Genomic DNA, 13,070 nt, shown 5'->3' on the forward strand with positions numbered 1-13,070 from the left:
GTAAGCGCCGACCCAAGCTGACCTTGCTCAGGGGTCAACAGTTGGGTGCTCTGCTGGTCTTGGGTGAATGACCAGCAAACGCCCCTGGGTGCTCTCAACGATAGAAGCAACTGGCATTTACTTATCAAAATACCCAGCTATTGTAACGAAGCGATCAAGGCTGTAAAGTCGTCTGACTTACCCCTACGATGGCTGGCTACATTTTTTGGCCTTACCCTTGGGGATGCCTAGGATTACCCGGCAAACCTATGATTCTGCACCTCAGGCTTCTATGTTAATCAGAACTTTATGAGATGTACTGAGTATTTTCCCGATACTTAATCGAGTCTTTGCAATTTTGCTACGTAATTTATCCGGACAATACTGAGGCGGCTAGGTGATGACGTCAGCGACAGAGGCATAGGCCCCGAGTCCATTTCTGAGTTCACGGAGGTCTTGGCGCAGGGTAGGCTCTAGTTCCCAGGTTTTTCATGGGCGGTGGTGCCCATGCCCTGGGGTATTTGATTTTCTACTCCAGCCAAAAATAATGCGGCCGATTAGGGGCTAGTCGGGCAGCTTGTATTGACTGACGATGCGCTTGGCAAACTCAGGCACGTGGGCGGCTACCTTTTGCGGGTAGTTGCGCTTGACGTATAGATAGTTACGGGTGAAATGCGAATCGATGGAAAAGCGAGCGTACTCTAGCCCCTTAGGGCCGATGCGCTCGATTACCACACCCATGAGTTTGGCGGCCCACATGGGTAAGGTGACGGCTTTGTCGTAAGCGGGAATGCTCTGCTGTACGGCGGCTTTGCGATCGCCCTCAGATATAACGGGCTGGGTATCAAGTTGATCGATGGCAGTATTGAGCATGGTTTGGCCGCGATCGTTGCGTACCACAATCCACTGCCAGCCAAAGGGGGCACCCATGTAGCCAACGACCAAGTCGGCGAGTCCATTGACGTAGTCGAAGCAGCTCATGCAGGAGGGGGCAAACACATCCTTGAGCTGGTTCGTTTTGAGGCCAAAGAAGGGCACGGTTTCGGCGGAGCCATCTGAGTGCTTAAAGTGCACCCGAAAGTCTTGCATAAACTCGTAGTGCACAACGGTATCGGGAGAGCGGCTGGTGGTTTCGAGAAATTTTTGTAGCCCTTCCCGGCTAACATTGTCGACGCAGGGGGTGCCCAGCACGTAGAGCTGTTCCAGACCTAGCTGCTTTTCAACGGCCCGCAGCGCCTGAATTTGGCAACCTACCCCAATCACCAACAGTCGCTTCATGCCAGACTGCTCTACCTGCTCTAGTACCGATAGGTTAGGCGAGAGGGTGGGTTTATTCACCCGCGCCGCTAAGATTTCTTCGGGGGTGGTAGCCAGCACTGGCTGGGGCTGGAAGCGATCGGTCTCGGTATTTTGTACGCATACAACGCCTTCTACCAGGCCCTGGGTCAGCATTTCGATGGCTATGGTGCTAACGATGCCTGTCCACTGCGCTCCTTCAATGGGCTGCTGCTTACGGGCGGCCAACATGTCTTGGTGCACCCCAAAGTAAATGTCGTTTTCAGTTTCTAGGTCGCGGCTGCGCCCATGGGTCTGCCGCTCTAGGGTAGGGAACTGCTGGTTTAGAAAGGCGCAGGCCTCTTTGACGTAGTGGATATAGTAGGTATCGCAAAAACCACATTCGCTACAGAGTTCTTTGGCGGGGCGGGTAGCTCCTGGGCGGAGGGCTTTGGCTTTTTTGTGGGGAGGCTGAACCAGGGTCATAGGGTCGGTGGTAAGGGCTGACAATCACGACTGTCATTCACCATACCGCACGGGTTTAGGGCTATTGGGGCAACAGCTATAATTGTTACGAAATATCGCTAACTGGCCATGAGCCACCTGGAGGGATCTTCGGTGTGTGGGGGTAGGGCAAGATTTGAGCGGCGATCGCGCCAGATGGCTCATCAAACCTCCAATGTGTACTGCTCAGAGCTATAGCCTTTTATGTAAACCTGTGTTGACTGACCGAAGGTCGTAGGTTACTCCCCAGGGTTAAAATCCCCCTCTCTGACCGATTGCAGGTTAAATGAAAGTGGGCATAAGCAAAAGCTATGCCTCCGCATTCCCAGGTTTACTGCTGTGATGATCTGCTGCCTCAATCCCCACTGCACTCAGCCTAATCACGCCACCCTGTCTCCAGATTGCCCCACCTGTGGCACCCCCCTGGAGCATCGGCTAAGAGGCCGCTATCGCCCGCTGAAGCTGATTGGGCGCGGCGGGTTTGGGCGCACCTACTTTGCTCTAGACGCCGATCGCCTCAACAGTCGCTGTGTGATCAAGCAGTTTGCCCCCCAGACCCAGGGGACTAAGTCATTTCTCAAAGCTGTACAGCTGTTTGAGCAGGAAGCAGTGCGGCTCCACGAACTGGGTGAGCATCCTCAAATTCCTACTTTGTTGGCCTACTTTGAGCAGAACAAATACCTCTATCTAGTACAGCAAATGATTCAGGGTCGCACCCTGCACCAGGAGCTTGCAGCCCAGACGACCTATAGCGAAGGCAGCATTCGTCAATTATTGGAAGACCTGTTGCCAGTACTGCAATTTATCCACGACCACGGTGTTATTCATCGCGACATTACGCCATCGAATGTTATTCGCCGCAAGGTTGATCAAAAGCCCGTCCTGATTGATTTTGGTGTGGCCAAGCAGTTTAGTGAAGCGATTCGCTACGAGCCAGGAACTCGCATTGGTACCGAAGGCTACGCCCCAATTGAACAGCTACGCAGCGGTCAGGCGTACCCCTCTAGCGATCTCTACAGCCTGGGGGCTACCTGTCTTCACCTGCTCACCGGCTGCAAGCCCGAAGACCTGTACAGCCCTCGGGAAGGGCGTTGGCTATGGCAAGAACATTTAGAAAACCAGGGCCGTACTATCCATGCAGGTTTGGCGGAGGTGCTGAATTTTATGACTAGGGATTTGGTTAGTGAGCGCTACCAAACGGCCCAGGACGTGATCGAAGATCTGAACAGGTTGCCTAAGTTAGAGGGATCTGTACCGGGTTGGGTTTCCAATCAGTCTGGCCAGAGCCTGTTTGCAGGTCTGAGCCAGCCACCTCTGAGTGGGCCAGGCAAGAAGGCTGGTATGGCCATGCCCACAACCTCACTACCCACTATGCCTGACTCACCACCATCGGCTCAGCCCGATACTGACCTCTCTACAGGCAGGGCGACCTCTGGTACTCAGCCAGGGAGGAAGAGCAAAGGAGTTTCAGGGCAATCATCAGCGGAGCGCTTGGGGGGTTACCCCTCATCTCCCCCTAGCTCAGGCTCAACTAAAACGTCTGGTGGAGCGCTATCAGGAGCAAAGTCTTTGGGGGCTGAACCAGCCCAAGGCTGGCAGCTGCTACGCACCCTCCCACATCAGTCGTGGGTAACTGCAGTTGCCTTTAGCGCCCAGCAGCCGGTGTTGGTCAGTGGTAATCTCAACGACACGCTATGTATTTGGAATTGGCAATCTGGAGATTTGCTTCACTCTCTTAAGGGACATGCTCGGGGGGTGAATGATGTCGCTATTGATAGGCAAGGGCAACTGCTGGCCAGCTGTGGCGATGATGCCACCATCAAGATTTGGCAGCTCGGCAACGGCACCCTATGGCATACGCTCAAAGGACATTTTCGGGATGTAACGGCGATCGCATTGAGTCACAGCGACAACTTGCTAGCCAGCGCTAGCGAAGATGGCACACTTAAGTTGTGGAACCTGAAGAAAGGTACTCTACTTAAAACCTTGCCTAGTTTGGCCGGTATGCTCAAAACCGTTGCCTTCGCCAATTCAGATCAACGACTTATCAGCGGCGGCTTGGACAATACCGTACGTATTTGGGATATTCAGGCAGCCACGACTCTCAATGTACTCACAGGGCATACCAATACCGTGAACCAGGTAGCTGTCAGCACCGATGGGCAATTGGTAGCTAGCGCTAGCAAAGATCGCACAGTGCGCCTATGGGATTTAGCTACTGGCAATCTGTTGCATACCCTGCAAGGGCATACCCAAGAGGTCAATACCGTAGCCTTTTTCCCTGATGACAGGCAGTTGGTAAGCGGCAGCAGCGATGGCACGCTGCGTCTTTGGAATAGCCAAGATGGCACGCTGCAAGAGACCCTGCCAGCCCACGTCAACCCGATACACCAGGTAGCGGTACAGTCGATGGGCGCGGTTATCGCTAGCGCCAGTGCCGATAAAACCATCAAGCTGTGGCAATGGCTAGGTTAGGCCACTATTAGATCGGTTTTGAGGTGAGCACCAGCCTCAGCTTGGCATGGATCAAGTTCAGCTGTGCCATCCCCAAGTCGGCATCGCCTTCGACCACAACCCCGGTATCCAGTAGGCGATCGAGTAGCTCGAGAATGGTGGGGGTTTGATTTTTTTGGCCAGGGTAATAATTCCCTTCCTTGGGCAGCAGAGTCCCAATTTCTCCCAGGTCTATATTCAGATCGGCGGGATCTACATCAAAGATTTCACACATACTAACGACCTGTTCTTCTAGCTTACGAAGGCTATCGGCCGCTCGTTCTAGGTCGGCATCGTTGAGATCGCCTGATTCCATACGGCGTATCACCTGAGCTTCCATTAGCTGCCGCACCAATTCAATGACAGTGAGCAAAAGAGGCGCTAGACCTGCATCGTTCTTGGCGGGCGGCTGTAGCGCTAGGCTTGGCAACAGGTCTGATTCAGCATTTTCGGAGGTCATAGCCCCAGTCTAGTGCATCTCAAGATGGTGATTCTGGCTTTCAAATGCTGCTAGAACCGATTTTGCCACTGCTGCTGAAGCCATTGTCGTCGAACTTCTTCAAGCTGAACGAGACGTTGCTGATAGCCCATGCGGCCCCGATCGGCAGAACGCAGGCAATCACCTTGGCTATGACTAGGCACTGAACGAATGCTGGGAATGCTGCGACTAGTTGCAACGTGTCGCAGAGTACGAAGAGTCAGCATGGCGATTTTCTAATAGATATTGGGACAACTAAACCGGGCTGCTTAAGCACCGGGCTTGCGATTGGGATAGAGCTATATTGCTGACCAGTTCGTTGAGGAAAGCGCTGATAGCCAGTAGCCAAGACTGAGACGGCGAACGAGTGTATAACCATTGCTCATTAGGCTACTGGGGAAAACGTCCTAACCACTGTAGCGATAGCTATACCTGGCCGCTTAGCCGGCAGGCTCGGCTGGGCGAAGGGCTTTCAATTCGGCCTCTAAGGTCTCAAGGCGAGACTGAAGCTGTTGATTGGCCTCTAGCAACTCGTTGGTGCGACTACTCAAGTAAGGATCGCTCTCCCACCAGTTGATGCCGATTTCGCGAGCTTTGTCTACCGAAGAAATGATCAAACGGATGCGAATGCTCAGCAGTTCGGTAGACCCAACTGAAACCGAAATATCGCCAGCGATCACAATGCCTTTGTCGAGCACCCGTTCTATAACATCGACTAAAGAGGACCCTTGGGTTGCAGTAGTTATGGTGCTGCGGCTGGTTTGGGGGCGAGGGGCTGGGGCATTGCTAGTCACAGTAGATTACCTTTAGTCGGTACAGATTTGGTAGCCCGTTGGCTGCCCGTCGGTCTCTCGTTTGGTCAGCAGGCCCTGTTCGAGCATTGACTTGAGAGTGTTGACTACCTGAAAGCGGTTTAACCCTAAAGCTGTCTCGATGGTAGCGAGAGGTGCCGTACCTGTTGCATCTAGATAGTCAAAAATGCGGGTTTCAATATCGTCGCTGGGGCTGGCGGCAAGGGAAGAACGTCCAGAAGCGTTGTGAAGATTTGCGATCGCTGGAGCAACTGCTTCGGGCTGGGAATTTTCTATCTCAGCTATTGAGGGCTCCGCAGCAGGTTCACTATGAATGACGTGATCCTCAGCTAGAACGGCCTCTAGAGATTCTACAACCTCAGCCAGCGGGGGCTTCACAGTAGCTTCGCTATTAGAGCCAATCTCTTCGGCTGGAGGGGGTGCTATGGATTTGTCACCAGAGTCAACACTTGTCGATACGAGGTCTTCTAGGGGCTGTACTGGATCTGCATCCGCCTCTTCGCCGTGTAACCGGGCCTGGGCTTTGGGGTCTGGCTTGAGGGTGAGCTCATTGACCAACTCAGCTTGGGAGACTACAAAGCGATTAAATAGATTCCAAAGCTGTCGAGTGGCATCAGAGGTGGACTCTTTAGAGCGAGCCAGCAAAATATCGCTGCACACGTCTCGAAAATCGACACTTTCGGCCAAGGGTAAAATGCCGTGATCGTGACAGATAGTGGCAATCATCAGGCTAGGGCGTAGGCTAGACACCATGTCTGGCGCAGCTGACGACTGGAAAGCCTTCACTAGTTGCACAATTTGCAGAGCTGCGGAGCCGTCGATACCTACTTTTTGCACCAAAATTTGCTGCTGAGCCAGTTCGTCAGGCTCGGGCATATTGATGGTGATTAAACGATCTTGCAGGGCATCTTGGGTGCCGTGCACACCGCAGTATTCTTCAGGGTTGGAGGTGAGAATGGCGCGGAAGTGGGGGCTAACGCGGATGTACTCAGCCCGGTTATTGCTGGGAGGCAGCACTAGCAGCTTTTCCTCCAGGGCCGATAGAAGCACGTTGTTGACTTCAGGACGAGAACGGTTGAACTCGTCGTATACCATGGTGAATCCTTCCCGGCAGGCCAAGGTCAGGCGCGAGTCAGTCCAGTTCTGGCGCAGCTCGTCTTCTACCTTGATAACGCTGTGGATGTAGTTATCGACTACTTTTTTACGGGTATAGCCTGACTGATTGCCGATCAAGTCTGAGGTTTTGAACTCGTCATCCCCAAATAGCAGCATGATAGGACGGGCCAGTAGGTCAGCCAGGTGTAATGCCAGGGTAGTTTTGCCGGTGCCAGCAGGACCTTTGAGGTGTATCGAGTATCCCGACTGGAGGTATCGGAGGGCTCTAAGAGTAGTTCGCTCTAGGGTGGGGGTAGAGACGAAATTGCGGGGGCGGGCTTGTAAAACAGTGTTCACAGAATGGCTTCCTCTTGCACGAGATAGGAACGGTCTTGCTTGACCACGAGGTCCTTTTGAATGAGGGATCTCAGCGCGTCTACGGCCTGAAATCGGTTGATCCCCAGCTCAGTCTCAATTTCGCTGAGCCGGGCACCCTGAGATAAGTGCAGGTAGTTGTATACCACCTCTTCGAGGGAGGGGGGCTCAGGGGCAGCGGGAGCGATGATAGTGGCCACTGGAGCAGGACGGGCAGCAGCGGCAGCACGAACTGGAGGAACCTTAGCCGGTTTAGCTTTAGCCGCTGGAGCGGGCGCAGACTTGGCCGGGGACGCCTTAGCTTTAGCTGCTGGTTTAGCGGCAGGCTTAGGTTCAGCAACTGAGTGGGCTGATGCCACAGGTCGAGTTGCGACGGGTCGAGTTGGCGGTTTGGCTACAGCGGGGGTTACAGCAGCCCCACCCCAAACCATATGCGATAACTGGGCTCTTTGGATCTGAAGCTGTTGCCGAAAGTCAGCCAATTCGTTGAACATGACTGCGACGGTATCGGTCAACACCTGGCGATCGCTGCGGCGCTGTTCCTGGTTGACTATGGCAGCCTCTTGGCGGACATCAGCTAGGTTTCTGAGAGTAGCCTGCACTTGCACCTGTAGGTCTTCGACATAGGCGATCAGCTGGGGTAAAAGTTCGGCCCTTACCATGGCTTGATCTTGACGGTAGCCCGCCCGGTCTGCCGCGACCTGTTGCTGAATCTGACGCAGCTCTTGGGCAATGCCTAAACGCAGCTCGCTGACCGTGGCTTGCATGACCTGGCAGTCGTATTCCAGCTGTTGGCGTACTTCAACGGCACTGATTTTGCGCTCGGCTTGGTAGTTTGTCAGCAGTTCTTCGGTATTGGCCTGCAGCTGCTGCACATAATCTTGGCGGATCTGCTGCCGGGGCAAAATTTGGGCCTCGCGGTCTTCGGTAATTTGAGCCAACCGCAGGGTAGTGTTGGTTCGCAGGTCAACCATCAAGTCATTGAGGTCTTGGCGTAGCTGTACAGCCTGGGCCAGCCGGTTAGCCTGCCAGCGCTCCAAGTCGGTAGAGACTTGATCGCGCCGGTTGACCACCTCGCTCTGGCGTAGTTGTCGTTCGGCTTGCCACTGGTCATAAAGTGCTGTCACAGAACTGCTCTCCCTTGGTGCAAATGAGACGGAGTGAAGAAATTGAGGTTAGTTAGGGTGGTAATGGAGAAGGGAACAGCGCAGAAAATTGATGAATGGTAGACTCTAAGAAACTGATATTTCAGCATCTTAAACGAAACACAAAGCGCTGTCCTTGGGCTTGCCAATGGCAGACTTGCCTTAAAGGACAATCAAGGCAGCATTAGCTCTAACTACCTGATTAAATTCAGGCTTTGAAGCTAAAACTGCAGTGGAAAATGATGTTCTATTGGGTTTAGATCGAGATTATGGGGCAGGTCAGCAGCAGATGACCTGCCCTAACTGCCCCAATATCGCGAAGAGGAGAGATGCTTTTCTAAGCAGCAGGTACAGCAGCTTGAGCGGTCAGGCCAACGGCTTCGGCGTACTTCAGGTAGGTGTCTACGGAGGCGATTACAATGCGGGCTTCAATGGCAAGCAGTTCAATACCTACGAGAGAAACACGAACCCAAGCATCCACAACGATGCCTTTGTCTAGAATGCGGTCAACAACTTCAGCCAAGCTGGAGGAAGAGTTTACTTTTTCAACAGCCATGATTTTGAACCCCTAAACGATTTAGTGTGTGTAATTAAACTGCAAGGAGACTATCCTTCGGTGCCTCCGACTGCCACTGCAATGAAGCGGTAGAAACAGTCTCGGTACGTTGGGCTTATCCCTTGCACCTTTGTAGTTTGCCCATTCGCTTAGAACAGCTCACAATTTCGAATAAATGAATTTATTTATTGTTACTTGTGGTAAGTCTGATGATGCCTTGAAGGGGCTGTGGGCTTGACTTGCAGCCATTTTAGACCGAATGCCTGATAATAGATGCGCAGGTCTGAGGCTTAAGTATAGTCATGATGGATGACTCGACCCTAGAGGTGCTGCTGCAAAGCTTAAAGCAGGAAGATGAATATCAGCGGGAGTTAGCCACGGCTGCCCTATGGCAAAGCTGGTTTTATCAAAAGGGTGATGTAGGCCACCAACGGTTGCAACAGGCTCAAGCCCTGATCGATGAAGGGAGCCTAGATATGGCTGAGGATCTGCTGACGACCTTGGTGACTGAGCTATCCGATTTTGCTGAAGCCTGGAACCGCCGGGCTGTACTCTACTTTTTACAGCATCGTTACCAGGAGGCTATGGCTGACTGTCAGCAGGTAGTTGCTCTGGTGCCCTATCATTTTGGGGCGCTCCATGGGCTGGGGCTTTGCCATGCCGCGATCGGTCAGCATCGTCAGGCAATTGAGGCATTTCGACGAGCATTGGCTGTGCAACCCTACGCCTTGGTGAATCAGCGGCTAATTTTAGAATGTACGGCGCAGCTTGAGTGAGATTCGGAAAGGTTTGCCTATGGGCGCGAGTGATGGCTATGGGACATGTCTGAGGGATATATACTCTGTTCGGGTGACCAAATGTCATCGGAGGCTGCAGATTTCCTGATGATGGCAACTTGAGCCGTTGGGTAACTAACTGTGTGGTGGGTTTAGATCACGTTACTCTCAGAGATGCCTATGCCGGAGATAGCCATGCCAGATCATGCCGCCACTCTTCAAGCTTGGCTAGAAGAGCGAGATGTTCGCTTTATGCGAGTGGTGTGGTGTGATAATGGCAATATGATTCGCGGCAAGGCGATGCATATTGATGCCTTGACCCGCCAATTGCATCAAGACTTCACCTGCTGTGGTGTAGGGCTATCGGCGGCACAGCAAGCAATTTCGGTAGTGGCCGATGTGGTTGCCCCAGGCAGTGGGCTAGGCCCAGTGGGTGAGGTCTGGTTGGTACCGGTTTGGGAAACTGTGCAAATGTTGCCCTATGCTCCTGGTCAGGCGCGGGTGATGGGGGAAATGGTAAAAGATGGGCAACCCTGGCCCTGGTGTGGGCGACAGTTTTTGCGTCGCATGGTGCAGCGGGCGGCAGACCGTGGCTTAGTGATAAAGGCTGCTTTTGAACCTGAGTTTTATCTGCTGCGGCGAGACGATGATCTGATTCAGCCCGCTGATACGAGCCCGTTTGCGGCCACTCTGGCGATGGATATACATCAGGGGGTGGTGATGGCGATCGCCGATGCCTTGAGTGCCCAGGGTCTTGCCGTTGAGCAGTACTACCCGGAGTCGGGGCCGGGGCAGCAGGAAATTTCGGTACGCTACACCGATGCCCTGGCAGCGGCTGACCAGCATATTGTTTATCGTGAAACGGTCAAAGCTGTGGCCTACCAGCATGGTCTGGTAGCCTCTTTTGTGCCGAAGCTATTTGAGGCCCACGCGGGTAGCGGCTGCCATCTGCATTTGAGCGTGTGGCAGGGCGATGGGCCAGGCCAGGCCCCAGCGGGTCAACGCAATCTCATGCCTGGGGAGAATGGAGGACTCTCGGCGATCGCCCAGTCGTTTACCGCTGGGTTATTGCACCATTTGCCGGGGCTGATGGCGATCACAACCCCCAGCCCCAATTCCTACCGTCGCTTACAGCCCCACTGCTGGAGTGGAGCCTATCGAGTTTGGGGCATGGACAATCGGGAGGCGGCCCTGCGGGTGCCCAGCAACTTGAACTTCCCAAGCCCCACCCACTTAGAGCTGAAAACCGTAGATGGGGCGGCTAACCCCTATTTAGCCCTGGGAGGCGCGATCGCAGCAGGGCTAGACGGCATTGCCCTAAGCACCCCCCTCCCCGACCCGGTACAGCAAGACCCGGGTAGTTTGTCAGAGGCAGAGCGCCGCGATCGCGCCATTGACCTGTTGCCTCAGTCTCTAGATGAGGCGATCGCAGCTTTAGAAAACGATGCTATTTTGCTAGACGCGCTGGGCAAACCCCTGGCCCAGACTCACCTGGCTGTGCGGCGGGCAGAGCTAGCCGCCATGCAGGGGATGACTCTCGAAGCAGAATCAAAGCTATTGCTAGATCGATATTAAGCGGTCAGGTATCCCCCACGAAACCCAGATCCCGAGCCCGATGAAGGAGGCTAGTACTCTGGGGTGGAAATAGACCTACTATCCAAGAGTAGAGCCAAAGAAATTGAGCTGCCATGGCAAGACTCGCTGCTGCCCCCATCACGCTAACCGCAGAAGACTAGAGCATCGGTACAGGATGGCTAAAAACCCGGTTTCTTTGTCACTGCCCTAACGGCATGACTGGCATTCTGGCTGAAAAACCGGGTTTCTGTACCGGTGTTCTAGGTGTTGGGACCGTATTCTCCCTGCTCGACCCAGGTACTTACCTGGTCGCCCAAGCGCACATCGTTGAGGCGATCGATCTCGCGGATGCCGGTGGGGCTGGTGACATTGACCTCGGTGAGGTAGCCGCCAATGATATCGATGCCGACAAAATAGAGGCCATCGCGCTGGAGGGTGGGGGCGAGCTGGCGGCAGATATCGAGTTCGCGATCGGTAATGTCGGCCTTGGCGATGCGGCCACCCACCGCCATGTTGCCGCGAAACTCGCTGCCGGTGGGGATGCGGTTGACCGCGCCGATAGGCTCGCCGTCGAGCAAAATGATCCGCTTGTCGCCGTCTTTGGCGGCGGGCAGGTAGGTCTGCACCATCACGGGCTCCTGGCCCTGGCGGGTGCTGATTTCGACCATGGAGTTGAGGTTGCGATCGCCCGCCTGCAAAAATAAAATACCCTCTCCGGCTTTGCCCCCCAGGGGCTTGAGCACCGCCGACCCCCACCGCTCTACGGTGGCGCGAATCACCGCCTTGCTCTGGCTGACAATGGTTTCGGGAATCGCCTCGGTAAACTGGAGGGCATACATTTTTTCGTTAGCGGCCCGCAGCCCCTGGGGGGCATTGATTACGCGAGTCTTAGCTGGATTCACGTAGTCAAGAATGTAGGTGGCGTAGAGGTAGGGCACGGTGACCGGCGGGTCGGTGCGCATAAATACCGCATCCATCTCTTCGAGGGGGCGCTGCACCAGGTCACCCAGCTCAAACCAGGGGGAGGGGGCTTGCCACAGGCCGTCCACCAGCTCTACCGGGGTGAGCTGCACCCGCTGTATCAGCGCCAGGGCCTTAGCCTCTACCACGCTGAGGGCGTTCGCCGCTGTAATCCAAACCTCATGGCCCCGGGCCTGGGCGGCTTCCATCATGGCGACACTGGTATCGTGGCCGGGGTCGAGGCGGTGGATGGGGTCGATGATGAAGGCGAATTTCACAGGGGTTGCTCATTACTCCAGATAGAGTTCTAGCATCCCACACCCGGCTTGGAAATGAGGCGCGGCTGAGGAAGTGGGGACGGACAATTGTGATCGGATTTTTAACCGTTTGTGCGTACTCTAAAGAACAAGGATTGGCGAATAACCGTCCCCCTGTTTCATCCTTCGGTGAGGTAACCCATGAGCGACTATGCGATCGCAGATCTGCAAACCCTGGTCAAAGCCCCCATGATGACCGGGCTTTCGGTAGCTATGGTCGATATGGGCATTGTGTCCACGGCCATCGAAGCGGCGGCCATGGCCAAGCACATTGCTGGGGCGGCTGAGAAATACCCCCAAAATTCCATCATTCAGGCCGCCTTTTCTGAAGAGGCCCTCAAGCAAAAACAGGTCAAACTCGACAAGCCCGAGATCAAGCCCGAAGACGTCGAGTCAGGGGCCATGATCGACCATGCGATCGCCGATATCAATGCTGCTCTGGCAGTGGTAGCGGGTCAGGCCAGCGAAGCCGAAGTTGCCGAGTACAAACAGTTTATCTACGACTGCGGTGTGGCCGTAGCCGAGGCGGCGGGTCAGGGGCTATTTGGCTCTGGCCGCAATAAGGTCAGCGAGGCGGAGGCCGCAGCCCTGGAGAAGTTCAAAGTGGCCCTGGGGCTTTAATCTGCACTGAGACAGATGGCGACCTAATGCCTGGAGTCTAAGCTTAGAACACTCCGGTAAATCTTGCCCCTAACGCTTTTCGTTAAAAGATAATGCCGGCTTACAGAAG

Annotated in this window: 12 protein-coding genes; 4 read left to right on the top strand and 8 right to left on the bottom strand. The window is 54.4% G+C overall.

The genetic code is table 11. The annotated features are described in order from the left end of the window. Positions 1-543: 543 nt before the first annotated feature. Positions 544-1,740, bottom strand: a complete 1,197-nt coding sequence (locus IQ254_RS01185; protein ID WP_193963469.1) for a Coenzyme F420 hydrogenase/dehydrogenase, beta subunit C-terminal domain — start codon at positions 1,738-1,740, stop codon at positions 544-546. Positions 1,741-2,100: 360 nt separating this feature from the next. Between IQ254_RS01185 and IQ254_RS01190 the strand changes: the two genes are divergently transcribed. Continuing rightward, positions 2,101-4,233 (top strand): serine/threonine-protein kinase, encoded by a 2,133-nt coding sequence (locus IQ254_RS01190; RefSeq protein ID WP_193963570.1) that lies wholly within the window; start codon positions 2,101-2,103, stop codon positions 4,231-4,233. A 7-nt stretch (positions 4,234-4,240) separates the two neighbouring features. Here IQ254_RS01190 and IQ254_RS01195 read toward each other — a convergent pair whose 3' ends face one another. From IQ254_RS01195 to gvpA, 6 genes are all read right to left on the bottom strand, one after another. Beyond that, positions 4,241-4,711, bottom strand: a complete 471-nt coding sequence (locus tag IQ254_RS01195; protein ID WP_228039893.1) for a gas vesicle protein K — start codon at positions 4,709-4,711, stop codon at positions 4,241-4,243. Positions 4,712-4,761: 50 nt separating this feature from the next. Beyond that, on the bottom strand, positions 4,762-4,956 hold the full coding sequence (locus IQ254_RS01200; RefSeq protein ID WP_193963471.1) for a hypothetical protein: 195 nt from the start codon (positions 4,954-4,956) through the stop codon (positions 4,762-4,764). A gap of 213 nt (positions 4,957-5,169) precedes the next feature. Beyond that, positions 5,170-5,523 (bottom strand): gas vesicle protein, encoded by a 354-nt coding sequence (locus IQ254_RS01205; RefSeq protein WP_193963473.1) that lies wholly within the window; start codon positions 5,521-5,523, stop codon positions 5,170-5,172. A 12-nt stretch (positions 5,524-5,535) separates the two neighbouring features. Continuing rightward, positions 5,536-6,993, bottom strand: coding sequence for a gas vesicle protein GvpN (gene gvpN / locus IQ254_RS32985; protein ID WP_193963475.1), 1,458 nt, complete (start codon positions 6,991-6,993; stop codon positions 5,536-5,538). Further along, on the bottom strand, positions 6,990-8,138 hold the full coding sequence (locus IQ254_RS01215) for a hypothetical protein (protein ID WP_193963477.1): 1,149 nt from the start codon (positions 8,136-8,138) through the stop codon (positions 6,990-6,992). The genes gvpN and IQ254_RS01215 overlap by 4 nt, the downstream gene beginning before the upstream one ends. 355 nt (positions 8,139-8,493) lie before the next feature. Continuing rightward, positions 8,494-8,712: a gas vesicle structural protein GvpA gene (gene gvpA, locus IQ254_RS01220; RefSeq protein ID WP_193963479.1), complete on the bottom strand. Its 219-nt coding sequence runs from the start codon at positions 8,710-8,712 to the stop codon at positions 8,494-8,496. 305 nt (positions 8,713-9,017) lie between these two features. On the opposite strand from gvpA, the gene IQ254_RS01225 reads away from it, so the two are divergent. Together IQ254_RS01225 and IQ254_RS01230 are read left to right on the top strand one after the other, a co-directional pair. After that, positions 9,018-9,488: a tetratricopeptide repeat protein gene (locus tag IQ254_RS01225; protein ID WP_193963582.1), complete on the top strand. Its 471-nt coding sequence runs from the start codon at positions 9,018-9,020 to the stop codon at positions 9,486-9,488. A gap of 195 nt (positions 9,489-9,683) precedes the next feature. Further along, positions 9,684-11,063 carry a glutamine synthetase family protein gene (locus IQ254_RS01230; RefSeq protein WP_193963481.1) on the top strand — a complete coding sequence of 460 codons (1,380 nt, stop codon included), beginning with the start codon at positions 9,684-9,686 and terminating at the stop codon, positions 11,061-11,063. Positions 11,064-11,323: 260 nt separating this feature from the next. On the opposite strand, the gene gshB is transcribed toward IQ254_RS01230, so the two are convergent. Continuing rightward, positions 11,324-12,301: a glutathione synthase gene (gshB, locus tag IQ254_RS01235; protein ID WP_193963483.1), complete on the bottom strand. Its 978-nt coding sequence runs from the start codon at positions 12,299-12,301 to the stop codon at positions 11,324-11,326. A gap of 180 nt (positions 12,302-12,481) precedes the next feature. Between gshB and IQ254_RS01240 the strand changes: the two genes are divergently transcribed. Then, on the top strand, positions 12,482-12,961 hold the full coding sequence (locus IQ254_RS01240; RefSeq protein WP_193963485.1) for a hypothetical protein: 480 nt from the start codon (positions 12,482-12,484) through the stop codon (positions 12,959-12,961). The last annotated feature ends 109 nt before the right edge of the window (positions 12,962-13,070 follow it).

It is taken from the genome of Nodosilinea sp. LEGE 07088 (genome assembly GCF_015207395.1).
Taxonomy (GTDB): domain Bacteria; phylum Cyanobacteriota; class Cyanobacteriia; order Phormidesmidales; family Phormidesmidaceae; genus Nodosilinea.